Genomic DNA, 27000 nt, shown 5'->3' on the forward strand with positions numbered 1-27000 from the left:
ATGGGACGGGTGACCCAGCGCCGCAAGGTGCACAAATTTGTCCTGGATGGCTCCGCCCAGGCGCTGGAGCACCCGGTCCGCTACCGCGAGGACTTCCTGGCCGTCGAGGAACCGCTCGAGGTGCGCCTGGGGCACATGTCCTTCTCGGTGACCATGCGGACTCCTGGCGACGATTTCGACCTCGTGGCGGGCTTCCTGGTCTCCGAAGGTGTCATCTGGGACCCGGCCCAGCTCATTTCGCTGCGCTTCTGCGCAGGTGAGGACGAGAACGGCGTTCAGACCTTCAACGTCGTGGAGGCGCAGTTGCGTCCCGAAGTCGTCCTTCCCGAGACCGGCCGCAACGTCTACACCTCCAGCTCGTGCGGGATCTGCGGCACCGACTCCATCGAGGCAGTGCGCAAATCCTCCCACTTCAACCCAGCGGATGACGCCCTGAGCGTCCCGGTCGAGGTTCTGGCCTCCCTGCCTGACCGTCTCCGCGAAGCACAAGCGGTCTTCGACAAGACCGGGGGAGTGCATGCCGCCGGCCTCTTCAGAATCCACGACGACGGCACCGGCAGTGCTGCCGAGCTACTGTGCCTGCGGGAAGACGTCGGCAGGCACAACGCCGTGGACAAGGTGGTGGGCTGGGCGCTGCGCGAAGGAATGTTGCCCCTGCGCGGCACCGTCCTGCAGGTCTCGGGGAGGGCATCCTTTGAACTGGTCCAGAAGGCCGCGCTCGCAGGAATCCCGGTTCTGGCCGCCGTCAGCGCACCGTCCAGCCTTGCCGTGGAGCTCGCGCAGGAGACCGGTTTGACCCTGGTGGGCTTCAGCCGGGGGACCAGCCTCAACGTCTACGCGGGCAGTGACCGGGTGGGTGTTCCGGCCAACATATAGGGACTTGTAGGGATAGCCGCCAATCACTTGGCTATTGTCCAGGAACAACGTAGATTTTATCCATCGAATGGAATCTATTTCCTCCGGACAGTGGCCTTGCTAACTAAGCTGCTCGTAACGGTAAGGAAGCAATCAACCCAGCCCACCGCCAAAGGGGACTTCAATTGCACGACGACCGCCGGATCACCGAGAAGCGGCTCGAACGTTTTGTCCGGGAGCGGGTAGCTCCCGCCATCTATGGCCGCGCACTGCCTCTTGAACTGAGCAGCTGGGATGCCCCGGGAGAGCCGGTCCCGGTCTCCGAAGCGCTCCGCCAGGTCTTTGAACCCCAGGAACACGGCGCTGCGTGGGGCAAGGCCTGGAGCACCAAATGGCTTCGGCTTCGGGGCGAGGTCCCGGAGGGCTGGGGAGTCGCCGATGGCACCACGGTGGAGATCGTCGTCGATCTCGGTTTCAGCATCGACGCCCCCGGATTCCAGTGCGAAGGCATCGCCTGGCGGCCGGACGGCACCATCATCAAGGCCATCTCTCCGCGCAACCAGCATGTCCCGTTGAAGCTTCTGGGTGGCGGACTCTCGGTGGACTTCTACGTGGAAGCCGCGGCCAATCCGGATCTCAGCCAGGGGTGGAGCTTCGCGGCAACCCCGCTCGGGGACAAGTCCACCTCCGGAGACGAGCCTCACTACCGGCTTGGACGCATAGCCATAGCCGAACTCAACGAGGTGGTGTGGGAGCTCCACCAAGACATCTGGACCCTCAGCGGGCTGATGCACGAGCTACCCTTCGAACTGCCGCGGCGGCATGAGATCCTTCGCGCCTTTGAGCGCATGCTGGACATCATGGACCCGGACGATGTCGCCGGGACAGCAGTCGCCGGCAGGGAAGCCCTTGCCGAGGTCTTGAGCCGGCCAGCTTACGCCTCGGCCCACGAACTACTGGCCACCGGCCACGCACACATCGACTCGGCCTGGCTATGGCCGGTCCGTGAAACCATCCGCAAATGCGCCCGCACGTTCTCCAACGTTGTGGCCCTCATGGACGAGAACCCCGATTTCGTCTTCTCCTGCTCCTCGGCGCAGCAATTGGCGTGGATGAATGAGTTCTATCCCGAGCTGTTCATCCGGATCCGGGAGAAGGTCACAGCAGGGCAGTTCGTGCCGGTCGGCGGCATGTGGGTGGAATCGGACACCAACATGCCCGGCGGCGAGGCAATGGCCCGGCAATTCGTGGAGGGCAAGAGCTTCTTCCTGCAGGAGTTCGGCATCGACTGCCAGGAGGCCTGGCTGCCTGACTCCTTCGGATATTCAGGGGCCCTCCCGCAGATCGTCAAGTCCGCTGGTTCCCGGTGGTTCCTGACCCAGAAGATCTCCTGGAACCAGGTCAATAAGATGCCGCACCACACCTTCAATTGGGAAGGCATCGACGGCACGCGGCTTTTCACCCACTTCCCGCCCGTGGACACCTACAATTCCGAGCTTCACGGCCGCGAACTCGCCCATGCCCAGCGCAACTACCGGGAGCACGGCCGCGGAACCATATCCCTGGTTCCCTTCGGTTACGGCGACGGCGGTGGCGGACCCACGCGCGAAATGGTTGCCGCAGCGCACCGGACGGCGGACCTGGAAGGCTCGCCGAAGGTGCGCATGGGAACCGCAAAGGAGTTCTTCACGCAGGCCGAGGGCGAGTACCGCAATCTCCCGGTCTGGGTGGGGGAAATGTACCTCGAGCTGCACAGAGGAACATACACGAGCCAAGCCAACACCAAACAGGGGAACCGCCGCTCGGAACACCTGCTGCGCGAGGCCGAGCTTTGGTGCTCGACGGCGGCAGTACGGACTGCAGGTTCGTTCACCTATCCCGCGGCGGACCTCAAGCGATTGTGGCGACTTGTACTGCTGCAGCAGTTCCACGACATCCTGCCGGGCAGTTCCATCGCGTGGGTCCACCAGGATGCGGAGCGGAACTATGCCGCGATCGCCCGGGAGCTGGAAGGCATCATTGCGGGTGCCGCGTCGGCCCTCCTTGGCGAGGGGGACACGATGTTCCTGCTCAATGCGGCCCCGCATGAGCGCACCGGTGTTCCGGCTCTCGCCGCTGCGGAAGCGGTCCACCCGGATAGTCCGGTCAACGTCGCAGAACGCGCCGGCGGCTATGTTTTGGACAACGGCATCGTCCGCGCGGTGCTGGACGCCAACGGATTGCTGACGTCCCTCTCGGATTACGCAACCGGCCGCGAAGCCATTGCGCCCGGGATGTTCGGCAACCACCTTGAGCTCCACCGGGACACGCCCAACGAATGGGATGCCTGGGACATCGACGAGTTCTACCGCCGGAACGTCGTCTCGGTAGTCGAGGCGCGATCGGTGACGCTGGAAAGCGCGGGCTGGGACGCCGTCGTCGTGGTGGAGCGGACTGTGGGGTCCTCCACCATCACGCAGCGCATCTCCCTCGAAGCGGGCGCGGAGTCCCTCGGCATTTCCACCGCGGTGGACTGGCAGGAACACGAGAAACTGCTGAAGATCGGTTTCCCGCTGGATGTCCGTGCTGACCGTTCCGCCTCGGAGACCCAGTTCGGGCACGTATTCCGGGCGACGCACACCAACACGTCCTGGGAAGCTGCCAAGTTCGAATTCTGCGCCCATCGCTGGATCCACGTGGCAGAGCCGGGTTACGGCGTCGCCATCTCCAACGCGGCAAGCTACGGGCACGACGTTACCCGGAGCATCCGCGACGACGGCGGAACCACCACCAACGTCCGTGTTTCACTGCTGCGGGCGCCCAAGTTCCCGGACCCCCAGGCCGACCTTGGTGTGCACGTCCTGGATCTGAGCATCCGGCCCGGCGCCAGCATCGGCGGGGCCGTGGAAGAGGGCTATCGGACCAACCTGAAACCGAGGTTGCTGGCAGGGGCGAACCCCGTGGAGCCGCTTTTCACGGTGTTCAACCAGGCGCTGGTCATCGAAGCCGTCAAGCTTGCCGAGGACGGCTCTGGAGATGTGATCGTGCGGCTTTATGAATCGCTGGGAGAACGCTCCACGGGCCTCATCACGGCGAACTTCGATTCCCGGATGGTGCAATCGGTGGACCTCCTGGAGCGCCCCGTTGAGGCTACCGGTGTGACGCCCGGAGCGGGTGCCGCCGAACTGACCCTGCGCCCGTTCCAGTTGGTGACCTTGCGTTTCAGCCGCTGAGCTTGTGCACTCCCGCCGACCCAACTAACTCGCAGTTAATGTCGTTTTGGAAGCCCAAAACGACAACAAACGCGTGGGCCCACGCCGCCAGGGTTCCCTGGCCGAGCTTGCGAGGCGAGGGTGGCGGTGGGGATCAGTTGGGGGTCAGACGTCGTGCTGGAGGCGTTTGACGAATTGCTTGGTCCGTTCCTCGCGCGGCTCCCGCAAGACCTCCGCGGCGGGTCCTCGCTCGACCACCACTCCGCCGTCCATGAAGATGACTTCGTCGGCAACTTGGCCGGCGAAGGCGAGTTCGTGCGTCACGATCACCATGGTCCACCCTTCGTCGGCAAGCTCCTTGATGACACCGAGCACTTCACCCACGAGTTCCGGGTCCAGGGCAGAGGTGGGCTCGTCGAAGAGCAGCAGTTGGGGTTTGAGGGCCAAGGCACGCACGATTCCCACGCGTTGTTGCTGGCCGCCTGACAGCTCGAAGGGGTACGCGTCGCGTTTGTCTGCGAGGCCTACCCGGGCGAGGAGCCGCTCCGCCTCTGCCACGACCTCAGCCCGGGGCCGTTTCTGGACTTGGAGTGGTCCTTCGATGATGTTCTTGAGCACAGTCATGTGCGGGAACAGGTTGTAGTGCTGGAACACCATGGCACTGCGGTCCCGGAGGGCGGCGATCTCCCGTTTGCCCACTGTGCCGGCGAAATCGAGGGTCAGTCCTGCGCCGGACCCCCGGACCGTACCGGCGTCGGCGTCCCCGAAGGTGACCGTGCCGGCGTCGGGCACTTCGAGGCCGTTGAGCGAGCGCAGGACCGTCGTCTTTCCCGAACCCGAGGGCCCGATCAAGGCGACCACTTGTCCGCGGCGGACGTCGACGTCGATGCCGCGCAGCACCTCGTTGCTGCCGAAGGCTTTGGCGAGGTCCCGCGCGGACAGCACCAGCGCGGAGTTCCCTTGGGGGGCGTTGCTTGGCTCAGTGGGCGACATAACGGTCCAATCTGCGCTCCAGGGCGGATTGGCCCGTGGAGAGGACGAGGCAAATGACCCAGTAGACCAGTGCGGATTCGAGGTACAGGATCATGAATTCCTGGCTGAACGCGGCGATCTGCTGGGCGTTGCGGAAAAGCTCGGTGACCAGGATGAGTGAAGCCAGCGAGGTGTCCTTCACAAGCGAAATGAAGGTGTTGGACAGTGGAGGTACCGAGACCCTGGCCGCTTGCGGGAGGATGATCCGCACGAGCGTTTGCGGCCGCGACATGCCGATCGTGTGGCCGGCCTCCCATTGGCCCTTCGGCACCGACAGGATCGCGGCGCGGATGACCTCGGCAGCGTAGCCGCCCACGTTGAGGGAAAACGCGATGATGGCGCTCGGCCACGGCTCCAGCTTCACGCCGAGGCTCGGGAGGCCATAGAAGATCACGAACAACTGCACCAGGAGTGGAGTCCCGCGGATCACGGAGACGTAGAAGCGCGCGACGCCGGAGAGCAGCCTGTTGGGGCTCAGGCGCAAGAGGGCGACGAGCAGCGCCAACGCCAGGCCAAACGCGAACGAGGCCAGGGTCAAGGGGATGGTTCCTGTGACGGCGCCGCCGATGATTGGCCCGAAGGAACTCCAGACGAGGTCCCAGTTGAAGGTCATCTGCTTGGCCGCCGGCTACTTGGTAACGTCTGCGCCGAAGTACTTCTGGGAGATCTTGGCGAGGGTGCCGTCGGCTCGAAGGTCCGTGAGCGCTTTGTCCACTGCGCTCTTGAGTTCGGTGGATCCCTTGCGGAAGACCATGGCGCTCTGCGTCTTGTCGGTGGTTTCTGCGGCGATCTTCAAGCCGGAGTCCGGGGTGCTCTTGGCGTAGTCGAGGTAGGTCAGCTTGTCGTTGACGGTTGCGTCGACGCGGCCTTGGCGCACCAGTGTGGCGGCCTGCGCCCAGCCTTCGACGGACTGGACGTTTGCGCCTGCGTCAACTGCCATCTTGTAGAAGTTGCTGGTCAGCGACTGGGCGGTGGTCTTGCCTTTGAGATCGGCGAAGCTGTTGATGGAGTTGTTGTCGGACTTGGTCACGACGACGCCATTGGAGATCGTGTAAGGCGCCGAGAAGTCATACTTGGCCGTGCGCTCGGGGTTGATGGAAATCTGGTTGGCAATAGTGTCGAAGCGCTTGGAATCCAGGCCCGCGAAGATGCCATCGAACTGGGTTTCCTGGAAGGTCGCCTTTACCCCGAGCTTGGCGGCCACGGCCTGGGCGATTTCGACGTCGAAGCCCGTGAGTGGACCGGCCCCGTTCTCATGGAAGCTGAACGGCCGGTACGTGCCTTCCGTGGCGATGACGATCTCGCCCTTGGACTTGATGGCCGACAGCGAGGTGTCTCCACCCGACGTCGACGACGGCGAGGACCCGCCGCCGCAAGCGGTCAGTGCCAGCGCGACGGCGGCAAGGGTTGCGGACAGTGCTGTGCGGCGGGTAAGCAGGCTCTTCATGAAAGCCATCTTAGTCACGGGACCGTACCCGGGTGCTGCGGGCGTACACGGGAGGACGCTTAAAAAGGCTGAGTGGGGGCGGTCCCCAACAGCCCGCCACCACTCATCCCCCCAAAAGTGCTTCCGCACGCGCCACGAACCTTGGAAACCCGTTCATTGATTCAAAGGTCAGGCTGCGTCGCCTTCACACATTCATAATTATGGCACGATATAATGGATTTATGAAAGAGGTTACGCGGTATGTTTTTACGTTACCGTGCGGCGAGTCCGGCTTGCAACGATTTTGGACAGCCAGATGCCTCCCAAGCCAAGCGCTGTCGCCAGAGCGGCAGAGTAGTTGATGAGGGGCCGCAACCACGTATTGGATAGCGGGATGAGCGGAAAGACCTGCGAAACGATCAGCAACCCAAGGCCCAGGAGCAATGTCGCGGAGGCGACCCGGAGCAAAACGGGACCCGAACCTCGAATGGATCGCCAGATCCCCGGGATGAGGCATACGGCAACGTAGCCCGGGTAGAACCTGCCCAAAGCCGCGTAGACCTCGAGGGACGGACCCCGATCCAGTCCGGCCAGGCCCACGGTGGAGCCCGAGGTGTCCATCGAGAAGAAGAAGAACGCCGTGAGGACCGCGGTTGCTCCCAAAACGGCCAAGCCAACGGGGCCACGGATGGCTCGTTCGCCGCCGGGTGAAGCGAAGGCCCTCGCCACCTTGATGCCCATGAGCAGGAACGTTCCGTACAGCATGAACCGAAGCAGCAGGTTACAGAGGTTGAAGCTGCCCAGCCACGCGTCGATCAACAAATAAGGACCCTCGATGCTCAGCAGGATGTCGAGGGAAATCAATGCGAACAGGACGAACATCATCCGGTTCTCGCCCCGGACGGCGCTGGGAATGCGAATGGCCGTCAAGACGAGGCAAATGGAGAGGGTGGCCCACGCCAACACGGTGGTCATCCCAGGTTCTCCCAGATTCTGTTCGTGTGGTCGAGCTCATGCTCATGGCGGCGCAGGGCCTTGCCCAGGGCCTGCAGCCGCTCTCCGGCCAACAGTGCCAGTTCGCCTTCGGTCATCCGGTCCAGGGCGTCCCTCCGCGCACCAGGGGGCCATCCCGCCTCCGCCTCGGTGACGAGGCCGCTGGCCACGAGGCCTCCGGCCGGTCCGACGCCGGCCGCCCGGGACGTTGCCAAGGCCAGTTCCGGGGGCAGGCGGTTGGCTGTCAGGTGCGCGGAGAAGTTCTGCGGTGCGATCCCGGTGGCGCCGCTCACCCGGTGGCGCAGCTCACCGTCGTCGATCGCATCCACCCAGTTCCTGACTGAACTCGGGTGCGGGGTCTCCGCCAGGACCAACGACGGGACGCCGTCCCGGGGGTCCGAGCGCTCGACGACTGCACGAAGCAGGTCCATGGTGGAGACCTGGCTGACGAGTTCCGCATCAGTGGGGGGAACCGGGGTCCCGCGAAGCGCCGCGTACGCCTCGAATTGTGCCAATGCGTCGAAGGGATTCAAGTCGAAGGCCCGGCTGATGCTCACGAGCGAACTCTCGGCCACCTTGCCGCGGACCAATTGCTGGGCCAGCGTGGTGCGTTTCACTCCCGAAGTGCGGCAGACATCGGCCGTGCTGGTGTTCGGGGCGATCCCGTGCAGCCAGCGTTGGAACGCCTTGGAGGGGAGGGACATGAACCACTTTCTGATAGACGGTTCCCGCAGGAGGTTTCTGGAAGACGGTACCTGCGAGGACTGCGAGGTCGATTTTACGATGCGCGCACATTGAATTATGCTTGATTCTCGAACCCGCTGGTCCGCACACCCCCCAAGTACGGACCAGCGGGTTCTTCCATGCCCCGGTCTTTCCGCTCAAGGGCGGAGCAGTGAGAGGATAGACCAATGACTGCAACGCTTGTCGCCAAAGAGCTCTCCGGCGGCCACGGTCACCGCACCTTGTTCTCGAAGCTGTCCCTCACTGTCGCGCCAGGAGACGTCGTGGGTGTCGTCGGCGCCAACGGCGCCGGGAAATCCACCCTGCTGCGCATCCTCGCAGGAGCTGACCGCCCCCAAGAGGGCTCGGTCAGCCTCGCTCCCAGCGACGCCTTTGTGGGCTGGCTGCCCCAGGAACACGAACGCACCCCCGGCGAAACCGTGGCCGCCTACATTGCGCGCCGCACGGGTTGCGCCCAGGCCACGGCCGAGATGGAAGCCGGCGCCGAGGGGCTCGCGGCCGGGACCCCGGATGCCGACGACGCGTATTCCTTGGCTTTTGACCGCTGGATGGCATCGGGTGCCGCGGACTTGGAGGACCGGATCCCCGCGGTATTGGCGGAACTTGGCCTGGAATCCGGTCCGGATGCGCTCATGACGGGCCTGTCCGGTGGGCAGGCCGCGCGCGTTGCCTTGGCGGCGCTCCTGCTGAGCCGCTTCGACGTCGTGCTCCTCGACGAACCAACCAATGACCTGGACCTCGACGGACTCGCCCGGCTTGAATCATTCGTCCAGGGCCTTCGCGGTGGCGCCGTATTGGTCTCGCATGACCGGGAGTTCCTGGCACGCTGCATCACCAAGGTGCTGGAACTGGACCTGGCCCAGAACAGCGTGGCGGTCTACGACGGCGGTTACGATTCCTTCCTCGAAGAGCGGGCGGTGGCAAAACGGCACGCCCGCGAACGCTACGAGGAATTCGCCAACACCAAGGCTGATCTCGTGTCCCGGGCCCGGACGCAGCGCGAATGGAGCTCACAGGGCGTCCGCAACGCCATGAAGAAGAGCCCGGACAACGACAAAATCCGCAGGGCCGCGAGCGTGGAGTCCTCAGAGAAGCAGGCCCAGAAAGTCCGACAGATGGAGTCCCGCATCGCCCGGCTTGACGAGGTGGAAGAGCCGCGCAAGGAATGGCAGTTGCAGTTCAGCATCGGCCAGGCTCCGCGCTCCAGCTCGGTCGTCGCAACCTTGCGCGACGTCGTGGCACATCAAGGCGACTTCACGCTGGGACCGGTCAATCTCCAGCTCAACGCCGGCGAACGCATTGGCATCACCGGACCCAACGGCGCAGGAAAGTCCACCCTCCTGCGGCTGCTGCTGGGGCTTCAACAGCCCGACGCCGGAGACGCCTCGATGGGTGCGTCCGTGGCGATCGGCGAGATCGACCAAGCCCGCGGACTGCTGGCGGGGCACCTCACCCTGGCAGACGCCGTCGAATCCGTCCTGATCGAATGGAACTCCGCGGATGTCCGCACCCTGCTGGCCAAGTTCGGCCTCAAGGCGGACCACACCTCCCGGACCGTGGATTCCTTGTCCCCGGGCGAACGCACCCGCGCGGCGCTCGCGCTGCTGCAGGCCCGCGGCGTCAACCTGCTGGTCCTCGACGAACCCACCAACCACCTCGACCTGCCGGCGATCGAGCAGCTTGAGGATGCGCTCGACGGCTACGAAGGCGCGCTCCTTCTGGTCACGCACGACCGCCGCTTGCTTGAAAACGTCCGGCTCGATTCCCGCTGGCACCTTGACAACGGCACCGTGACCGAACTGCACCACACTTCCGGAATGGGGAATCACAAGCCATGAGCATGGATGGCGTCGCCTGGCGCTCGCTCTACAACATCACCCGCGCCAAGAGCGGCTCCCAGCCGTTTTCGCGGGAAACCATCAAGCGCGTGCTCGCTTTCGCGAAACCCTACCGTAACAAGCTGATTGCCTTCGTACTGGCCTCCATCGCCGGCGCATTCCTTGCGGTGGCCACCCCGGTGCTGGCCGGCAAGGTGGTGAACGCGCTCATCGCCCATGCAGGCGTGGACGTTGTGATCGGGCTGGCCGCGCTCATCGCTGCCGTGGCCGTTGCCGACGCCGGGGTGGGACTGCTGACCCGGTGGCTGTCTTCCGTGATCGGCGAAGGCGTGATCGTTGACCTGCGGACACGGGTGTTCGACCATGTGCAGCGCATGCCCATCGCCTTCTTCACCCGGACCCGCACCGGAGCCCTCGTCAGCCGGCTCAACAACGACGTCATCGGAGCCCAGTCGGCTTTCGCCGGCACGCTCTCCGGAGTGGTCAGCAACGTCGTGTCCTTGGTCCTGACCCTCGTGGTCATGCTCAACACGTCCTGGCTGGTCACCGTCCTGGCGATGGTGCTGCTGCCGATCTTCCTCATCCCCGCACGCCGCATGGGCTCCAAGCTGGCCGACCTCCGGCGTGAGGCCGCGTCCCACAACGCGGCCATGGGAACCCAAATGACAGAGCGTTTCTCCGCGCCCGGCGCCACGCTCGTCAAACTGTTCGGCCGCCCGGATGAAGAGTCCGCCGAGTTCGCCCTGCGCGCCGGCCGTGTGCGGGACATCGGTGTCCGCACCGCCATGTTGCAGTTCACGTTCATCACCGCATTGACACTGGTTTCCGCACTGGCCCTCTCGCTCGTTTACGGACTGGGCGGTTGGCTTGCGCTGAGCGGGCAGCTTGCAGCGGGCGACGTCGTCGTGCTGGCGCTGCTGCTCACCCGCCTCTATGCGCCGCTCACCGCGTTGTCGAGTGCCCACGTTGAGGTCATGAGCGCGCTGGTCAGCTTCGAGCGGGTCTTCGAGATCCTGGACCTTAAGCCGCTCATCCAGGAGAAGCCCGACGCTGTCGCCGTGCCTTCGGGACCTGTTGCCGTGGAGTTCGACGACGTCCGCTTCGGCTATCCGTCCGCGGAGAAGGTGTCCCTTGCGTCGCTGGAGGATGTGGCGACGCTTGATACCCGCGGCGGCGAAGAGGTCCTGCATGGAATCAGCTTCCGCGTGGAGCCTGGGCAAACCGTGGCGCTCGTAGGGTCCTCGGGCGCGGGCAAGTCAACCGTGGCCCAACTGCTGTCCCGCCTGTACGACGTCGACTCCGGCGCCGTGCGATTGGGCGGGCACGGGCGAGGTACCGGCCTGGATGTCCGGGACGCAACGTTCGACTCCCTCCGGGCGACCCTGGGCATGGTCACCCAGGATGGCCACCTCTTCCATGAAAGCATCGCCTCCAACTTGCGGTTGGCCCGGCCAGGAGCGACGGACGCGGAAATGTGGGACGTGCTTCGGCGCGCCCGGCTCGAAGCGATGGTCCGCTCCTTGCCGGATGGCCTGGAGACCGTCGTGGGTGAGCGCGGCTACCGCCTTTCCGGCGGGGAACGCCAGCGGCTCACCATCGCGCGCCTCCTCATCGCCCAACCGAGGGTCGTCATCCTCGACGAAGCCACGGCGGCGCTGGATTCCACGAACGAAGCCGCCGTCCAGGCGGCCTTGGGCGAGGCACTCGAGGGACGCACCGCCGTCGTGATCGCCCACCGCCTCTCTACCATCCGGGCGGCCGATGTCATCCTGGTGGTGGAGGACGGATCGATCGTTGAGCGCGGCACACACGCAGAGCTCCTCGCCGCGGACGGTCGCTACGCCGAGCTGTACAACACCCAGTTCGCGGAGGCGACGGCTGTGGCACAGGAAGCTGTTCCGGAGCTGTAGGCGCGGTGCCGGCAGTTCGACGGTGTCACGCTAAGCAACTTTTTAGCGCGCAGCGCCGGAGGGAACCCCGGAAACTAGGCGATTCGGGAGTCGGCCACGGCCGAAAACCTGCGCCACGTGACGCCAATGGTGTCGACGCCGCTCAGCTCCGGGTGTGTTGGCGAACTTCCGGCGCAACTTCCACGCGGTTGCGGCCGGCGGACTTGGCGGTGTACAACGCCATGTCGGCTTCCTTGAGGAGCCGTTCGCTGCTGACACGGTGGTCGGGCACAAAGGCCGAGAGACCAGCGCTCAAGGTCAGGGTGCCCGAGGGGTTTCCTGAATGCGCAATGCCCAGGTCCCGCACGGCCTCGAGCGCGCGTGTGAGCCTGGTTTCTGCGCCGGATACCGACTGGCCGGGCAGCAGGAAGAGGAACTCTTCCCCGCCGAAGCGGTAGATTCCGTCGCTTTCCCGCCCTTGGCCGGCAAGGGCGGCCGCAACCGACTGCAAGGCCAGGTCACCGGCCTGGTGGCCGTAAAGATCGTTGTATCTCTTGAAATTGTCTACGTCGCAGATCGCCAGGCTGTAGTCCGTTCCGTAGCGGGCGCTTCTGTGGTGCAGCTGTTCCAGGTCCTCCGAGAGCTTCAGCCGGTTGTGCAGCTGCGTCAGGGGATCGGTGCGCGCTTGCTCCGCGAGCGCGGCACGGTAGCGGGCAAGATCCGTATGCAGCGAAGTCACCCTTTGTGCCACCAACAGCCGGGTATGCAGGGCGAACGGATCAAGCGGCTTGGCCACGTAATCATCAGCTCCGGCCTGCATGCCGGCGACGACGTCTTCCCGTGAATCCTTCGAGGTGACAAGGACAAGATAGGTGTAGGAGTCTTCTTCGGCGCTGCGGATGGCGCGGCACAGCTCCAGTCCGTTGAGTCCGGGCATCATCAGGTCAGTCACGACGACTTGCGGCCGGTGTTGCCTGTACATCTCCCAGGCGGAGCTGCCGTCCGCGGCAACGATGCATTCATGGCCGGACTGCTCCACCGCCGCCTTCGCGACCAGGCGCGAACCGAAGTCGTCGTCCGCCACCAGGACCTTCACGAGGCCACCGACAGGGCGTGGTCCAACGCTTTGTCAACGAGGTCAAGTTCGGCTTCGAGCGCCGCCAGGAGTGCGGGATCGACAGGCTTGCCGCTTGATGAGCTGCGTTCCAATTCCTCGCACATCCGGGCTGCGCGGGCGGCTCCGATGTTGGCTGCGGCGCCTTTCAATTTGTGGGCCACTTGCCTGAAAGTGTCTCCGCTTCCGTTGTCCAACGCCCGGCGGAGTGCTTGCAGGCTCGGTTGGATGTCTTGCCTGAAGGCTTGGGCCGCGGCAGGAAGCAACCCCAATCCGTCGGCCGGGCCGAGGTCACGCAGGGTTTCCAGCCTCGCGGGGTCGAGTGCGGGTCCGGCACTTTCCTGCGGTGTTTCGGGTATCCATCGCGAGAGGACCTGGTCCAATTTGTCTACGTCCACCGGTTTGGTCAGATAGTCGTCCATGCCGGCCGCAAGGCAGCGCTCACGGTCCTCATCCAGGGCGCCTGCGGTCATGGCAATGACGGGGAGCCGCTTGCGGCCATCGTTCCGTGCCCGGATGGCCTTGGTGGCCTCGAACCCGTCCATGACGGGCATATGGCAGTCCATCAGGACCGCGGCGTACTCGGTGGCCGCGGTAGCGGCGACTGCCTCGCTGCCGTCGGCTACGACGTCGGCCTCGTACCCGAGCTTCGCGACCATGCTGCGGGCTACGAGCTGGTTGACCTCGTTGTCCTCGACGACCAGAATCAGGCCGCGCGAAGGTTGGCTGATGGTCACCGGGATTGCGGGAGAGACCGCGGGAGCCGCGATCGGGCGCGTCGCGACGAGACGCATGAGGCGGTCGTAGAACTCGGAGCTGCGCACGGGCTTTGTCAACCATTCCTGGACCCCGGCGGCCACGAGTTCGGCTTTGTCCACATTCATGGTGGATGTCAGCATGATGATCCGCGTGGATGCGAGCGCGACGTCGGTGCTCAGCTTGTGGGCCAGCTCCAAGCCGTTCATGTCGGGCATGCACATGTCCAGCACCGCAATGTCGAAGGGACGTCCGGCGGCGGCCTCTTGGCGGCAACGGTCCAAGCCCTGTTGGGCGTCGCCGACAGCCTCCGGTTTCATCCGCCAGCCCGCCAATTGTGCCTGCAGCACTAGCCGGTTGGTCGAGTTGTCGTCCACTACCAGGACCCGGAGTCCCGTGAGCTGGTCGGGCGAGATCGACGGCGGAGTTGCGGCGGGTCCGCTCACTGCCAGGGGAAGGGTGGCCCAGAAGGTGCTGCCGTTGCCCAAGGAGCTGTCCACCCCGATCTCGCCGCCCATCACCTCGGTAAGCCTCCGCGAGATCGCCAGTCCGAGGCCGGTTCCGCCGTACCGGCGGGTGGTTGAGGCGTCGGCCTGCGAGAACGATTCGAAGAGCCTGAGATGGTCTGCCGGCTCGATCCCGATCCCGGTGTCACGGACTTCGAAGCGTACCCGCGCGTTTGCGGATTCTTGCTCCACGAGCTTCACGCTAATGACGACTTCTCCTGAGGGAGTGAACTTCACTGCGTTTGAGGCCAGATTGAGCAGGATCTGCCTGATGCGGCCGGCGTCACCCACCAGCATCGCCGGAACTTCCGGCCGGCAGTACGCAATCAGCTCCAGGCCTTTGGCCTGTGCGGTTTCGGCGAGGAGGACTGCGAGTTCCTCCACCAGGGTGCGTGGATTGAAGGGCGCGGGGTCCAGATCGACCTTGCCGGCTTCGAGTTTTGAGAAGTCCAGAATGTCATTGATCAGGGTCAGCAGGGCTTCGCCCGCGCCCTTGACGCCCTCGGCATATTGGCGCTGGGTTTCCTCCAAGGTAGTGTCCAGCAACAATCCGGTCAGCCCGATCACACCGTTCATCGGTGTGCGGATCTCATGGCTCATGGTCGCGAGGAACTCCGACTTCAAGCGGCTGGCTTCCTCGGCGGCTTCCCGGGCGGTCACCAACTCGGCCTGGGCGATCCTGCGTTCCGTGATGTCCTGGGCGATCGTGGCGACTCCTCGGATGCCGTCCGTTCCGCGGATCGGGGACATCGTCAGCGAGACCGGAACGATCGAACCGTCGATGCGGACCCGTGCTGTTTCGTAGCTGTGGGTTTCCCCGCCGGCCCTGATGGCTGCCAAGAGTTCTTTTTCCTCGTCCTGAAGCTCGTCCGGAATGATGAAGGAAACATTCCTGCCGATTGCCTCCGCGGCGCTGTATCCGTAGATCCGTTCGGCTCCGGGATTCCAGCTGGTGATGACACCGTCCAGGGTCTTGCCCACAATGGCATCTGCCGAAGAGTTGACGATCGCGCCCAAGCCTTCGAGTTCCGACGTGCGCTCGGCAACTTTGGATTCAAGATCCCGCGTGAGGTTGATGTTCTCCAGGATCATGAGGATCTGGCGGGTGATGGCCAGGGCCAGCACCGTAAGGCCTACGGTTTGGAGGAAGGGGTCGCTGGGACGCCCGACGCGTATGGGCGCCACCATGACTGCACCGAAGACGGGGACGTAGGGGAGGAGCTCCAACGCAAGGGTGTAGAGGCGCCGGTCCGTCCGGGGACGGGGGGCGTAGGGGACCAGAGGGGCGAGGGCGATCAGCAGGAAGGCCGCGATCCAGCCAGCCGCCAGGGGAGTCCCGGTGAGCCCCGTGATGTTGTCGGAGGTCAGCTTCACATAGGTACTGTCAGTGATCGCCAGGACGAGGAGCCCGCCACCCAGGCAGACCCATCTGAGGCGTTCTCCCGGTGCTCTCCGCATCGTGAGCATGAGGACTATGGAGACCATCACGATATCGGCAACGGGATAGGCCAGGCCGGTGAGATGGGCGAGGGTTTCATGGCCTTCCGCCCTGTACATGGAACCGAGGACAGTGGCCCAGCTCATGAACAGCACGGCGGAGGCGATCACTGCCGAATCCAGGAGTGCGCGCACGAAAGCAACCCGGGAAACCCGGGGACGCGGGAACAAGTAGAGGGCAATCGCGGCCGGGATCGAATAGCCGACGAAAGCGGCGTCGGCTAGGGAGGGATAGGGATAGTCATGGTCGAGCGTCAACCCATAGAAGGTCCAGATTGCTTGACCGATGGTCCAGAGCAAGGTGGCAAGAGCCATGACCCGCCACGCACGGGAGCTTTCGTCTTTGCGCCGTGCTGCCCGGGCACAACTGACTGTGGCGAGCAGCGCGGCTGCCAGGATGGCGAGGTCCCCGGCTGACTGCGCCGCGGACGACCCTTGGTTTGCCCCGAGGACCATCGCCAGGATGACCACGGTCACCGCGGTGGCGGCCACCGTCCAGGCCAAGGCGGGCTTTCGCAAGGTGTGGCCGCTCATGCCGACTCGCGGGTTGCAACGGCAGGGACGCCAGGGGGAAAGCCCGGCAGGACATCATCGGGAGTATGGAACAGCCAGAGTGAGAGGCCTCGATACGCGTTCCAGTCAAGCAATTCTCCAGCGACGCCCTCGATCGTGACAGGTACCTTGACTGTGACCCTGTGGGCGCTCCTGCGTGATGTGGCGAATTCGGCGGCCCTGATCCGGAGTGTTCCCAGCACCAAGACAACCCCGGCCAGAACCAGCCAGACGCCCGCGGCAATCGTGGAGCCCGGACTTGTCCGCCAAGGCACCCAACCCAGGACTCCGGCGGTCGCATAGAGAATAATCGCGGCCACAATGACGATCAGCACAATGAGGATCACCGGGGCCCGTCCGCGGAGTCGAAGTTCCGCAGCGCCTTTCGGGGTGACTTGAAACTCCAAGGCCTTCCGCGAAACGAGCCACCAAAGGCAAGCCATGCCCACGGGAACCCGGAAAATCCGCAGGGCGAACGCCGTCGGCCAGTGGATCTGGTGGCGCATGAGTCTCTTGGCGCCCCACAAACGGACCCAGAACATGGCTGCGAAGGCAAGGGTGAACTCCACCGGACCGGCCGTGGAAGTCTGGGCTCCCGAGACCATGACCGCCATGGGGATGATGAAGGCAATCAAAGTGGCAATGCCCTCCAGCCACCATAAAGTTCCGTTGATGTATTCGTGGAAGTTTCGCCAGGTCATCCAGCTCTTAGCCGCCCAGAGGCGCTCGTAGGTCAGGATCTGCATCGCGCCCATGCCCCAGCGTCGGCGCTGCAGCAGGTATTGATCGGCTGTTGCCGGGGCCAGGCCCACAGCCAGGGTCTGGTGGTGGTAGACGGTCTTCCATCCGTTCCGGATGAGTTTGAGGGTCGTGTGCATGTCCTCGGTTATGGTCTCGGTGGCCACTCCGCCTACTTCGCGAAGCGCCTTCATGCGGAGCAGCGAGGTTGATTCGCACCAGAACGGCCCTGCGCCGGGAACGTTGCGCGAAGGCATCAGGACGTTGAAGAACAAACCCTGTTCGCCTGAGATGCCGTCGTCGTCGAAGGCTCCAGAGTTGTAGAACGCCTGAGGCCCCTGGATCAGGGCCACTTCCTCGTCGGCGAACCATCCCAAGGTGGCTGTCAGGAATGTCGGAAGCGGTACGTGGTCGCAGTCCAGCACGGCAATGATGTCTATTGCGTCCTTGCCGGCCGCTTCCTCTGCGGCCATGAGCTCCAGTGCGTGGTTCATGTTGCCCGCCTGGGCATGGTCATGCTCGGTGCGGGTGACAACCCGGGCGCCGAAGGATGCGCACATCTCCGCAACCCACGGGCGGCTACCGTCATCCAGCACCCACGTTTCGTGGTTCGGTTGAAGCGCGCAAGCCGCGGCGATGGTGGGGGCAAGGACCTCTACCGGTTCGTTGTACGTCGGGATCAGTACTGCGACCTTCATGCCATTGGGAGCTTCGGCAACCGGCTCGGGCGCAAAACAGCCGATGTTCCACAGCGTGATGGACTTCAGGACCAGCCCTATCATCGGAAGGGCCTCAAACGTCACCAGCGTCCACGCGATGACAAGATCCCCGCCGCCAAGCGGCATGGTAAATGCGATCCGCCACGTCAGGTAGAGAAACAATGCTGCGATCGCAGCTATCCCACTGGTCCTGGCCATTCTGCGGGAACGCGGAGCCTCGGGCGCGGGAGAACCCAGTTGCGCGGCCCAGCCGGCGATTCCCGCCGTCGAGTAGGCCTTGACCTCCACAGGAGTGTCACGGAACTGCGTCGGTTCCCGGCGGACTTCCGCGCCGGATTCCCCGCCGACGTCTCCCCGGGCGCGTCGGCGTTGTTCAAGAGATTGCATGCGATCCCCCAGCTGGATCTGACAATGCAGCCTGTATCAAGTTAAAACAAACTGTGCGATCACTATAGCCAGTTCTCACCGGATTTTCATGGGAAAACAGGGAAGTTCAGGCACTGATACGCGCAGCGTTCTCCCGGCGTGGGGAGGCCCTATTTTTTCGCGAGCAGGGGCAGGACGTGGTCCGTCAGGAGCGGAGCCAAATCGTCCGGAAGTTCAGCAGAGAGATCCAGCCAGCGGATTTCTGCGATCTCGGCGGAAGGGTGGGCTTCCCACGTGCCCGGTGCGGTGAAGACAGTGGCTTCGATGTCCGTCGCGGCCTCGTTGGCGGCGACGGCGAGCCAACTCCCCAAGGGTTCCAGCTTGGCCGGGTCGACGTCGATTCCGACCTCCTCGGCCAGCTCGCGGGATGCAGTCTCCGCCGCCGTTTCACCCGGTTCGGGCTTGCCACCCGGGTGCATGAACTTGTCGGTGCCGCGCTTGCGCACCGTCAACAGCCGTCCGGCGTCGTCGTATACGCAGACAGCGCTGACGACTATCAGGTCCTTGGATGGACTGTTGGGGGTCATTGCTCTCTCCTTAGCCGTGATTCGAGCAGCAAATCCTTGGCCGGTCCGTGGACGTCCCAGGCGAAGCTGAATGCATCCTGCCCGCCCCAGAAGTAATTGACTCTGTAGTCATCGGGATCGCACCAGTGGCTGTCCTCGTTGGCGTGGTCGCGGAAGCTCATGCGGTGGAACGGTTTCCCGTCCGGGAAGTAGACATCCATAGCGGCGGGGGAGTCTGAGGGCCGCAGGAGGTATTCGCGGAAGGCCGGCCCTGTGTGGGTGGGCCAGGTCATGGTGCCGTCTTCGCGAAGGAGGAGGCCGCCGTCGAGCGTTGCTGAATAGCGCACGACGCCGGTAAACGAACCGCGGGTGCCGCCCGCCCGGTCCCACAGGGACCGTTCCACGGTCCAGCTGCCCAGCAGGTAGGCCCGCAGGTCTTGCGTCGGAGACGATTCGCGCAGCTGGTCTTTCAAGTGCCCTCGATTGGAATCGAACCAACGACACCGGCTTTAGGAGAGCCGTGCTCTATCCACTGAGCTACGAGGGCCTGTGCACGTGCTGGAAGCTCCGGGGAGCCGCTGGCTGGGCACGCATACAAGCATACAAGCTGCCGGGGCGGCCCTCGAACACCGACGGCCCGCGCCCCCGAACGCCGCGCGCTAGGCTGGCCCGCATGAGAGAGCAGATGACGGCGCCCGCCGCCCCCGGCGACCACCTCCCGGAGCTGGGCACCATCCGCTCGAACATCGGCGGCTGGGCCCAGTTGAGCGTGGTGCAGTATTTCGTTGCCGAATCGGCGGTGATCGAAGCCTGGCGGGGACCCGAACCCTACGATCGCCGGACCGGTTTCATCAGCGACCTTGGCGCGCTCAAGTGCGGGATCTACGAGCACCGCGATGTCTGCTCGCCCCTGCATCTGCTCATGAATGCCTCGTTTGTGTTGCAGGGACTGGGCATGCTTTTCGGGGCGCTGTTGCTGAGTTCGGCGCTCCTGTGCATCGCGGCCCGTCCCGGCGTGCGCATCCTGCAGGGTGCCGCGTACCGCAAAGCGAGGCCCGCCGCCGTCGCGGTCCGGGTCCTGACGGGTATCTCCGGGCTGGGGACTGTGGTTGTTGGTTTCGTGCCGGAAGACCTTGGGTCTCCCTTCCACCTTGTGGGCGCCCTCATGTTCTTCATCGGTGGAGCATCCGCCCTGTTGCTCCTCGGACTGCTTTGGCTGCCGCATACCCCTGTGAGCTGGTTCATCGTGGCGTGCGGAACGTTGACACTGGGCGCCCTCGTGGTCGGCGGCCTGACACGGATGGATGTCCCCGAGCCTGGAACCCTGGAACGCCTGATGGCCTATCCGGTGACGATCGGATTTTCCGCTGCGGGGCTAGTGGTGGCGCAAAGGGTCCGGCAAGTACGGCGGACGGCGGCGCGGCTTGCAAAACGCTGAGTTTTCGCGGGTAGCCTCATGTCAGCGGGTGGGTAGTCTTTGCATTATCATGAGTGCACTCACCGGAATGGCGCCGGGCTGAGGGTTCCACGCAGTCTTGGCGCAGATTAGATTGACCGACACAGCAGAACATAGGACCCATGACTCATCAGCTTGTTCTGCGTCGTCCGGGACACGCAGCCGAAATATTCCCCGTAAGGGCAGCTTCCGGGCTCTCGGGTTGCGCCCTTCGGGACTCTTACGCTCCGATCGTCCGACGCCGGCAGGCGACGCAGCGATGAGCGCCCAGACACTGCCCGCCCGGGATTCCACGCTCCCCGATGATGCCTTGAATACTTCCTCGGAACCAGTTTTCGATGTTCCGGAACAGATCACCGTCGATTTGTCGGAAGATGGCATTGTTGAGGTCATTCTGCCGCCCAACACTGTGGTCCGTTCACCGGAAGCCCACGCTGCCGCCGCGGCCGTCCGTGCTTTTGCGGATGGACGGCGGCTGCCGCTGCTGCTCACCGTGACCGGCGTACTGTCCGTCACGAACGACGCGCGCCTGACCTACACGAATTCCGTGGTTGTTTCGGCATGTGCCCTGCTGGGCGAGAGTCCCGTGGATCGGGTGATCGCACATTACCTCCTGCGTTCGAGGTCGGATTCAGTTCCGGCCCGGTTCTTCACCTCCGAGGCGGAAGCCCGCGACTGGTTGAGAGAGCACCACCGTGGATCATGAGCCCCAGGACCCTCGGCTCCTTGCCCTTGTTGAAGGCGTAGTCCGGATTGCGGACGGCGACCTCAGCACCAGGATCCCGGTCTCCGGCCCGCGGGACGAAGTGGCTGCTGTCATTACCGGGATCAACCTCATGGCGGACGATCTCCAAGCCATCTACCAGGAGCTCGAAGAACGGGTCGAAAGCCGGACTGCCATGCTGCGCGAGGCCCAAATCGAACTCGAAAGGATGGCGCTCACTGATCCACTGACCCAGTTGGCCAACCGCACGGCTCTCGAAAGGGCGCTGAACCATGAACTCGTCGAATCCGAGCGGGGCGAGCTCCCACCTGCACTGCTCGTTTTGGACTTGAACTCATTCAAGGGGATCAACGACACCTTGGGGCACGGCGCTGGGGACACCGTCTTGAAGGTCACTGCCAGGCGCCTGCTCGCCGCGGTCCGCGACACTGACATGGTGGCCAGGCTCGGCGGGGACGAATTTGCCGTCATGATGCCCAAATCCAATGCCGCACATGCACGGGGCGTTGCCAAGCGGATCCTCCGGGCGGTCGGTGAGAGCATCGACATTGGCGAAGTCCGGATCATCTGTGGAACCAGCATCGGGCTCCGGGTCGCCGAGCCGGGACAGTCCGTGGACGACCTCGTGATGGAAGCCGATACGGCCATGTATGCGGCAAAGGCCGAGCAGGGGAGCAGCGTCAGGGTTTTCGAGCCGGCTTTGTTGTACGCGCGCCGGCTCCAAGGACTCATGATCTCCGAGCTGCGTGAAGCCATCCGGACAGATCAGCTGGTCCTCCACTTCCAGCCTGTTGTCGAGCTGGCCTCGGGCAGGATTGAAGGCGCTGAAGCGCTGGTGCGGTGGAACCACCCCGAGAGGGGATTGTTGATGCCGGATGCATTCATCCCGCTGGCTGAGGAAACCGGAATCATCATCGATCTCGGCTATTGGGTTCTACGGCGGGCGATGCAGCAATTGCGCGAGTGGCAGGACGGCCCGGGCGTGGACGAAGACTTCAGCATGCGCGTCAATATTTCGACAACCGAACTGCAAAGCCTGGAATTGATCGAGCATGTGCGGGAAGTGCTCGCCGAAACCGGAGTGGAGGCATCCAAGCTGGTCATCGAGCTGACGGAGTCAATGGCCGTGAACGGAAGCGACATCGACAAATACTCCCTGACCGGCCTCCGGCGTCTGGGTATCCGCTTGGAAATCGACGACTTCGGCACCGGCTATTCGTCCATCAGCTACCTGCGCAGCCTTCCCGTCAACGTGGTCAAGATCGACCGCTCGCTTATCCAAGGCCTGGGCACGGACGAAAAGGAACGCGACTTTGTGGCGGCTGTTCTCCAGCTCATTCATGCATGCGGAATGCAGGCCGTTGCCGAGGGCATCGAAACGGCGGAGCAGGCGGCTGAGCTTGCCCGACTGGGCTGCGCCAGTGGCCAGGGGTATTACTTTGGCCGGCCCATGGCAGCGGATAAATTCGCGGAACTGTTGCGAGGCACGTGAGCATGCCTCTTCCCGGTAATGGAAGACAGGTAACCGAAAGGCACCGGACCTTAGGTCCGGTGCCTTTCCGTTGTAGCTAGTTGGAGGGTGTGGAGTTGGTGGCGGCGTTGGGCCACCAGCCGATGGCCTCAGGTGAACCCTGGGTGGTGGAGTTGGGCCACCAGCCGATGGCCTCAGGTGAACCCTGGGTGGCGGCGTTGGGCCACCAGCCAATGGCCTGGGCCGAATCCTGCGCAAAGTTCGGCCACCAGCCAATGGCTATGGACGAATCCTGCGAGGGGCTCTGGCTGCTGGCGGACACTGCTGCCGAGCCGGTAATTCCTGCGAGCAAGATTGCTGCTGCCGCGAGGAGGGCGGCGAGAGTTCTTTTCATGCGAAAGCTCCTGGTGATATGTGACTGATGCGACTGGAGTGAACGAAGTGAAGCACGCTCATTATAAGAGTAACGACACGCCGTGTCATCAATGCTTTGTCCACATCTCCCAAAATCGTGCTAATCGCCCGCCCGCATCTCGACGAAGTGTCTCAGGGACATAATGGAGCCATGGGAGAAAAGAAGGTTGCGCCGTCATACGCCTCCGCGGAACTGCAGGCGAGAGGACACCGGGCTAGCCACGACTTCGCCAAGGCTGCCGATGGTGCGCGCTCGGCCGCCGATATTGCCCTTGATGAGGGCGATTCCGCCGGATGGTGGAACATGACTTTCCTTCAAGCAGAGAATCTTCTCGACGCAGGTGATTTCGCTGCGAGCACTGCGCTGGCGAGATCCCTTTCCGAGGCATCGTTGGCTGTGGCTTCACCCCAACACCGGGCCCGGGCACTCATCTTGATGGCGAACTCCCTGCGGGGTGAAGGGCTCCTGGAGATGGCCACCTCGGCTGCGGGGTCGGCAGTTGGATTGGTCGATGATGACGCAGACATGGAAATCGACGTCCATGCACGGCAGGCACTGATCGCGGCGTTCGGCGAATCCGGAAAACTTGAGGACGCATGGGAGGAATGCCTGTCCCTCTCGGAAAGAATCTCCGATGAAATGGATGACCAGTTGGCCGGCAAGGCATACTGGGTCATCGGCAATGTGGCCTTCCTTTGCGACAAGATCGATGAGGGCCTCCACTACCATGAGCTTGCCGCAGAAACCTTTTCCCCTTCGCGGAACCTTGATGTGTGGGCCAAGTTCAACAAGGCGTCCGCCGCGATGAGGCTGGCGGCGGAAGTGGCAGATGCCGCCACCCTGCGGTGCATCGAACGTGCCGAACTTGCCACGGATGTCGTCGGGGGCAGCGACGAGGAGATTCTCCTGCTTCGCCTCAACCGCGCGCATTGGAACTACCTGGCAGGAGACGCCAGGGCGGCACTTGAGCTGCTGGACGAAATCAGTGGCAGTGCCGACCAGTTGCCTTCGCAGATCGCTGGCGAGATATTCCTTTTGATGGCGCGCGCCCAAGCCGATACCGGGAGCACGCAGGCGGCGAAAGAAAGCTTAGTCGAAGCGGCCGATCGCTTCGACAAAGCCGGCGCGCACCAGCGTGCCCTCCAAGCGCGGGAGATGCTCGCTCCGGGGCCCGATTCGGAAGACTGATTCTGATCAGGAGTCGCGCCTAAAGGGCGTTGGCCCAGTTAGGCGCTCTTCTTGGAACGCCGGCCAAGGAACACAGCCGCGCCGCCAGCCAAGAGGCTCAGCAGGAACAGTACCCAGCCCACAATGGTGAGCGTGGAAGCCAAAGCCACCTGGCCGGCGTCGGGCGTTGCAGATCCGAGCGCAGCGTCAACCGCCACGTTGCTCCACAAACGGACCACCGCGAATAGCAGGGGGGCAGCCCACAGAGCCCAGCGCAGTGCCTTTCCGGCCACATTGGTGCCGATGAGCAGAAGCCAAGTGAAGCCGAAGATCAGCGGAAACAGGGTTCCGGCGGTTTTGTGGATGTAGCTGAGCTGTCCGCGGGCATCGTCCGTCATGGCGCCATGCAATTGATGGACGTAGTCGGTAGAGAACCCGCCGATGAGGGAATCGGGCATGGACATACCGCCGGACAACTGGGTCATTTGGTTGAGGGTCAGCAGATGCACGTACCAGAACAGGAAAAGGCTGGCCACAACCCCGGCAATCACAATGAGGCGCCCGTTGTTCTGCGCCTTCTCCGGGGACCGCTGGGTGGTGGGATTGATCACCGACGGCAAGTGGTGCTGGGGGACAGCGGCATTGGCGCCGTGCTTTTTGATGCGTTGGGCTGGGGTCTTGGCCATGTCATTCATTATCCCGCCACATAAGCTGGACCCATGACCACTGGCAGGCACTCCGCCACAGAACTTGATCCATCGCTCGACGACTACGAACTCGCTGCGGCCCTGGTCCGGGAAGCCGGGCAGCTTGCCCTGCTGATGCGGATGGGCGGGTTGCAAGGAGAACGGAAGACTTCGGTTTCTGACGTGGTGACCGCCGCGGACCATGCGGCTGAGGCCTACGTCCTTGAGCAACTGCGCCGTTGCCGGCCGGACGACGGCATCCTAGGTGAAGAAGGAAGCTCGGTGGCAGGAAGCAGCGGCCGCACCTGGGTGATCGATCCCGTGGACGGTACCTACAATTTCCTGCACGGCTCCACCTATTGGTCCTCGGCGATCGCCTTGAAGCACGACCGTCCGGCCACACATGGGGTCGCCTCGGATGCGGACGTGATCCTCGGGGCCATCTATCAGCCGGAGCTGGACAAGCTCTGGACCGGCGGTGAAGGCCACCCCGCCACCCTCAACGACGAACGGATCCCGGGGCCGTCGGGGGCTGCCCTCAGTCAACTCGGTGCCGCGACCTACATCCACCCCACCTGGCTTGCCGATCCCCGCGCCGCCATGCCCTGGCACGCTGCAGCGGTGTCCGCAGCGTCATTGCGCATGTTCGGTTCCGGCTCCTGCGATCTCGGCCGGGTGGCCGACGGTGAACTGGGCTGCTGGTTCCAGCACAGCTGCCCCGAGTGGGACTGGCTCCCCGGCAAGGCGATCGTCCGCGCGGCAGGCGGGGACACCGACGTCGTGCGCGTCAACGGCCTGGACTGGTTCCTCGCGGGAGGCCCGACGGCGGTCCGCGAGTTGCGTGCGGCGCTCACCTCGGTGCCGCAATTCGCCTGAGCATGAGCTGTCCTTGGCTGGAGGAGTGGACATAGTGCTGCGCTTCCTGTGAGCATGCGCATTCTTTGGCTTGGGGAGTGGACATAGTGCTTTGGTTCCTGTGAGCATGCGCATTCTTTGGCGTGAGGAATGGACATAGTGCTGATATGTCCAGTGGTTCAAGCAAAGAGGGGGCATGTCCCCTGGGGGGATTGACCCTATTGGGGAGTACCCCGAACAGGGCGCTGGGCAGTTGCTAATCTCCGGACGGCAGCTCAAGCCCAGGGGGAATAATTGGACAACCGCACCGTCCTGCTCGTTTACGGCACCCGTCCGGAGGCCATCAAAATGGCGCCGCTGGTCCATGCCTTGCGCGCAACCGGCCGTTACAAGGCGCCTGTGGCAGTAACCGGTCAGCACCGGGAAATGCTGGACCAGGTCAATGCGCTCTTCGACGTCCACCCCGAGCATGACCTGAACATCATTCAGCGCCGCCAAACCCTTGCCGGGATCACGGAAAAGACCTTGCGGGGAGTTACGGAAGTCCTCCACGACGTCAGGCCGGACGCGGTGGTGGTCCAGGGAGACACCACCACCGCCATGGCCGCGGGGCTGGCAGCGTTCTACCAGGGAATTCCGGTGGTCCACCTTGAGGCCGGACTGCGCAGCGGCAACCTGAATTCACCTTTTCCGGAGGAAGCGAACCGCCGTTTGCTTGGGCAAATCGCCACACTGCATCTGGCGCCCACCTCCACAGGCCGGGACAATCTGCTGTCCGAGGGCATTTCGGCGGAGAACATCGCGGTCACCGGAAATACGGTCATCGACGCGCTGTTGGGGACTGTCAAAAGGGACGTTGAGTTTGCGGAATCCGCACTCCGGGCCATCACGGATTCAGGCCGCAGAATCCTGTTGGTCACTCTCCACCGACGAGAAAACCTGGGCCAGGCCATGGTGGGCGTGGGCAAGGCGCTCGCGCGGATCGCGGCCCAGTGCCCCGAGGTGGAAATCGTCCTTCCGATGCATCGGAATCCAGCTGTGCGGGAGGCCGTCCTGCCCGAAGTGGCAGGTGTCCAGAACATCACCATTACGGAACCCCTCGACTACGTGCAATTCACCAAGCTCCTGAGCCTGTGCCACGTGGTCCTCACTGACTCGGGCGGGGTCCAGGAAGAAGCGCCGGCCCTCGGGAAACCTGTCCTGGTCATGCGTGACAACACCGAACGCCCCGAGGCCGTGGCGGCAGGCACGGCACGGCTCATCGGGACTGACGAGCAAACCATCGTGGACGCCGTCCACGCCTTGATGACGGACGAGGCGCTGTATTCGGCGATGGCCACGGCAGTGAACCCCTACGGCGACGGCGGCGCGGCCGACCGTGCCGTGGCGGCCATCGACTCCATGTTGAGGATGGGTAAGCGACGCCCCGACTTCGTCGCTTAAC

Annotated in this window: 22 protein-coding genes and 1 tRNA gene; 10 read left to right on the plus strand and 13 right to left on the minus strand. The window is 63.9% G+C overall.

Annotated elements, in window-relative coordinates:
• Together fdhD and AB4074_RS13050 are read left to right on the plus strand one after the other, a co-directional pair.
• A complete protein-coding gene (gene fdhD / locus AB4074_RS13045) occupies positions 1–876 on the plus strand; it encodes a formate dehydrogenase accessory sulfurtransferase FdhD (protein ID WP_441413751.1) in 876 nt (291 codons plus the stop codon).
• A gap of 164 nt (positions 877–1040) precedes the next feature.
• Complete coding sequence (locus AB4074_RS13050; RefSeq protein WP_441413752.1) at positions 1041–4067, plus strand: alpha-mannosidase; 3027 nt, start codon at positions 1041–1043, stop codon at positions 4065–4067.
• Between the two features lie 144 nt (positions 4068–4211).
• Here AB4074_RS13050 and AB4074_RS13055 read toward each other — a convergent pair whose 3' ends face one another.
• From AB4074_RS13055 to AB4074_RS13075, 5 genes are all read right to left on the minus strand, one after another.
• Entirely contained in the window at positions 4212–5039 is an 828-nt protein-coding gene (locus AB4074_RS13055) for an amino acid ABC transporter ATP-binding protein (RefSeq protein WP_441413753.1), read from the minus strand.
• A complete protein-coding gene (locus tag AB4074_RS13060; RefSeq protein WP_441413754.1) occupies positions 5026–5691 on the minus strand; it encodes an amino acid ABC transporter permease in 666 nt (221 codons plus the stop codon). Before AB4074_RS13060 ends, AB4074_RS13055 begins: the two co-directional genes overlap by 14 nt.
• A gap of 15 nt (positions 5692–5706) precedes the next feature.
• Positions 5707–6525 (minus strand): amino acid ABC transporter substrate-binding protein, encoded by an 819-nt coding sequence (locus AB4074_RS13065; RefSeq protein ID WP_437772589.1) that lies wholly within the window; start codon positions 6523–6525, stop codon positions 5707–5709.
• A gap of 246 nt (positions 6526–6771) precedes the next feature.
• The gene (locus AB4074_RS13070; RefSeq protein ID WP_441413755.1) at positions 6772–7479 is read right to left on the minus strand and encodes a hypothetical protein; all 708 of its coding nucleotides are present in this window, start codon (positions 7477–7479) and stop codon (positions 6772–6774) included.
• Positions 7476–8201 carry a hypothetical protein gene (locus tag AB4074_RS13075; RefSeq protein WP_441413756.1) on the minus strand — a complete coding sequence of 242 codons (726 nt, stop codon included), beginning with the start codon at positions 8199–8201 and terminating at the stop codon, positions 7476–7478. Before AB4074_RS13075 ends, AB4074_RS13070 begins: the two co-directional genes overlap by 4 nt.
• A 207-nt stretch (positions 8202–8408) precedes the next feature.
• On the opposite strand from AB4074_RS13075, the gene AB4074_RS13080 reads away from it, so the two are divergent.
• Positions 8409–10079, plus strand: a complete 1671-nt coding sequence (locus AB4074_RS13080; protein ID WP_441413757.1) for an ABC-F family ATP-binding cassette domain-containing protein — start codon at positions 8409–8411, stop codon at positions 10077–10079.
• Positions 10076–11989: an ABC transporter ATP-binding protein gene (locus AB4074_RS13085; RefSeq protein WP_441413758.1), complete on the plus strand. Its 1914-nt coding sequence runs from the start codon at positions 10076–10078 to the stop codon at positions 11987–11989. Before AB4074_RS13080 ends, AB4074_RS13085 begins: the two co-directional genes overlap by 4 nt.
• 142 nt (positions 11990–12131) lie before the next feature.
• On the opposite strand, the gene AB4074_RS13090 is transcribed toward AB4074_RS13085, so the two are convergent.
• The 6 genes from AB4074_RS13090 to AB4074_RS13115 form a co-directional block, all read right to left on the minus strand.
• Positions 12132–13064: a GGDEF domain-containing response regulator gene (locus tag AB4074_RS13090; RefSeq protein WP_441413759.1), complete on the minus strand. Its 933-nt coding sequence runs from the start codon at positions 13062–13064 to the stop codon at positions 12132–12134.
• Complete coding sequence (locus AB4074_RS13095) at positions 13061–16375, minus strand: response regulator (protein ID WP_441413760.1); 3315 nt, start codon at positions 16373–16375, stop codon at positions 13061–13063. Before AB4074_RS13095 ends, AB4074_RS13090 begins: the two co-directional genes overlap by 4 nt.
• Positions 16372–18237 (minus strand): glycosyltransferase family 2 protein, encoded by a 1866-nt coding sequence (locus AB4074_RS13100; RefSeq protein WP_441413761.1) that lies wholly within the window; start codon positions 18235–18237, stop codon positions 16372–16374. The genes AB4074_RS13095 and AB4074_RS13100 overlap by 4 nt, the downstream gene beginning before the upstream one ends.
• A 149-nt stretch (positions 18238–18386) precedes the next feature.
• On the minus strand, positions 18387–18803 hold the full coding sequence (locus tag AB4074_RS13105) for an NUDIX hydrolase (protein WP_441413762.1): 417 nt from the start codon (positions 18801–18803) through the stop codon (positions 18387–18389).
• Positions 18800–19255, minus strand: coding sequence for a DUF6314 family protein (locus tag AB4074_RS13110; RefSeq protein WP_441413763.1), 456 nt, complete (start codon positions 19253–19255; stop codon positions 18800–18802). The genes AB4074_RS13105 and AB4074_RS13110 overlap by 4 nt, the downstream gene beginning before the upstream one ends.
• A 1-nt stretch (position 19256) precedes the next feature.
• Positions 19257–19329: transfer RNA gene (locus AB4074_RS13115), tRNA-Arg, on the minus strand.
• 126 nt (positions 19330–19455) lie between these two features.
• Here AB4074_RS13115 and AB4074_RS13120 point away from each other — a divergent pair.
• The 3 genes from AB4074_RS13120 to AB4074_RS13130 all read left to right on the plus strand — a co-directional run bounded on the left by AB4074_RS13120 (position 19456) and on the right by AB4074_RS13130 (position 22454).
• Positions 19456–20220, plus strand: a complete 765-nt coding sequence (locus AB4074_RS13120) for a hypothetical protein (protein ID WP_441413764.1) — start codon at positions 19456–19458, stop codon at positions 20218–20220.
• A 277-nt stretch (positions 20221–20497) separates the two neighbouring features.
• A complete protein-coding gene (locus AB4074_RS13125) occupies positions 20498–20944 on the plus strand; it encodes a DUF7793 family protein (RefSeq protein ID WP_441413765.1) in 447 nt (148 codons plus the stop codon).
• Complete coding sequence (locus AB4074_RS13130; RefSeq protein WP_441413766.1) at positions 20934–22454, plus strand: putative bifunctional diguanylate cyclase/phosphodiesterase; 1521 nt, start codon at positions 20934–20936, stop codon at positions 22452–22454. The genes AB4074_RS13125 and AB4074_RS13130 overlap by 11 nt, the downstream gene beginning before the upstream one ends.
• A gap of 76 nt (positions 22455–22530) precedes the next feature.
• Here the strand turns inward: AB4074_RS13130 and AB4074_RS13135 are convergent, their stop codons facing one another.
• On the minus strand, positions 22531–22827 hold the full coding sequence (locus AB4074_RS13135; protein ID WP_441413767.1) for a hypothetical protein: 297 nt from the start codon (positions 22825–22827) through the stop codon (positions 22531–22533).
• A 171-nt stretch (positions 22828–22998) separates the two neighbouring features.
• On the opposite strand from AB4074_RS13135, the gene AB4074_RS13140 reads away from it, so the two are divergent.
• Complete coding sequence (locus tag AB4074_RS13140) at positions 22999–24036, plus strand: hypothetical protein (RefSeq protein ID WP_441413768.1); 1038 nt, start codon at positions 22999–23001, stop codon at positions 24034–24036.
• 38 nt (positions 24037–24074) lie between these two features.
• Here AB4074_RS13140 and AB4074_RS13145 read toward each other — a convergent pair whose 3' ends face one another.
• Complete coding sequence (locus AB4074_RS13145) at positions 24075–24701, minus strand: hypothetical protein (protein ID WP_441413769.1); 627 nt, start codon at positions 24699–24701, stop codon at positions 24075–24077.
• A gap of 33 nt (positions 24702–24734) precedes the next feature.
• Between AB4074_RS13145 and AB4074_RS13150 the strand changes: the two genes are divergently transcribed.
• A complete protein-coding gene (locus tag AB4074_RS13150) occupies positions 24735–25577 on the plus strand; it encodes an inositol monophosphatase family protein (RefSeq protein ID WP_441413770.1) in 843 nt (280 codons plus the stop codon).
• Between the two features lie 273 nt (positions 25578–25850).
• On the plus strand, positions 25851–26999 hold the full coding sequence (wecB, locus tag AB4074_RS13155; protein ID WP_441413771.1) for a non-hydrolyzing UDP-N-acetylglucosamine 2-epimerase: 1149 nt from the start codon (positions 25851–25853) through the stop codon (positions 26997–26999).
• Position 27000: the final 1 nt, after the last annotated feature.

The sequence above is a fragment of the Arthrobacter sp. 2MCAF14 genome (assembly GCF_052115645.1).
In the GTDB taxonomy this organism is placed as follows: Bacteria; Actinomycetota; Actinomycetes; order Actinomycetales; family Micrococcaceae; genus Arthrobacter.

Excerpts from the sequence above, each read along its gene's own strand:
- fdhD (WP_441413751.1), top strand. The coding sequence starts at position 1 with ATGGGACGGGTGACCCAGCGCCGCAAGGTGCACAAATTTGTCCTGGAT.
- AB4074_RS13055 (WP_441413753.1), bottom strand. The coding sequence starts at position 5,039 with ATGTCGCCCACTGAGCCAAGCAACGCCCCCCAAGGGAACTCCGCGCTG.
- AB4074_RS13060 (WP_441413754.1), bottom strand. The coding sequence starts at position 5,691 with ATGACCTTCAACTGGGACCTCGTCTGGAGTTCCTTCGGGCCAATCATC.
- AB4074_RS13065 (WP_437772589.1), bottom strand. The coding sequence starts at position 6,525 with ATGAAGAGCCTGCTTACCCGCCGCACAGCACTGTCCGCAACCCTTGCC.
- AB4074_RS13070 (WP_441413755.1), bottom strand. The coding sequence starts at position 7,479 with ATGACCACCGTGTTGGCGTGGGCCACCCTCTCCATTTGCCTCGTCTTG.
- AB4074_RS13075 (WP_441413756.1), bottom strand. The coding sequence starts at position 8,201 with ATGTCCCTCCCCTCCAAGGCGTTCCAACGCTGGCTGCACGGGATCGCC.
- AB4074_RS13080 (WP_441413757.1), top strand. The coding sequence starts at position 8,409 with ATGACTGCAACGCTTGTCGCCAAAGAGCTCTCCGGCGGCCACGGTCAC.
- AB4074_RS13085 (WP_441413758.1), top strand. The coding sequence starts at position 10,076 with ATGAGCATGGATGGCGTCGCCTGGCGCTCGCTCTACAACATCACCCGC.
- AB4074_RS13095 (WP_441413760.1), bottom strand. The coding sequence starts at position 16,375 with ATGAGCGGCCACACCTTGCGAAAGCCCGCCTTGGCCTGGACGGTGGCC.
- AB4074_RS13100 (WP_441413761.1), bottom strand. The coding sequence starts at position 18,237 with ATGCAATCTCTTGAACAACGCCGACGCGCCCGGGGAGACGTCGGCGGG.
- AB4074_RS13105 (WP_441413762.1), bottom strand. The coding sequence starts at position 18,803 with ATGACCCCCAACAGTCCATCCAAGGACCTGATAGTCGTCAGCGCTGTC.
- AB4074_RS13120 (WP_441413764.1), top strand. The coding sequence starts at position 19,456 with ATGAGAGAGCAGATGACGGCGCCCGCCGCCCCCGGCGACCACCTCCCG.
- AB4074_RS13125 (WP_441413765.1), top strand. The coding sequence starts at position 20,498 with ATGAGCGCCCAGACACTGCCCGCCCGGGATTCCACGCTCCCCGATGAT.
- AB4074_RS13135 (WP_441413767.1), bottom strand. The coding sequence starts at position 22,827 with ATGAAAAGAACTCTCGCCGCCCTCCTCGCGGCAGCAGCAATCTTGCTC.
- AB4074_RS13140 (WP_441413768.1), top strand. The coding sequence starts at position 22,999 with ATGGGAGAAAAGAAGGTTGCGCCGTCATACGCCTCCGCGGAACTGCAG.
- AB4074_RS13145 (WP_441413769.1), bottom strand. The coding sequence starts at position 24,701 with ATGGCCAAGACCCCAGCCCAACGCATCAAAAAGCACGGCGCCAATGCC.
- AB4074_RS13150 (WP_441413770.1), top strand. The coding sequence starts at position 24,735 with ATGACCACTGGCAGGCACTCCGCCACAGAACTTGATCCATCGCTCGAC.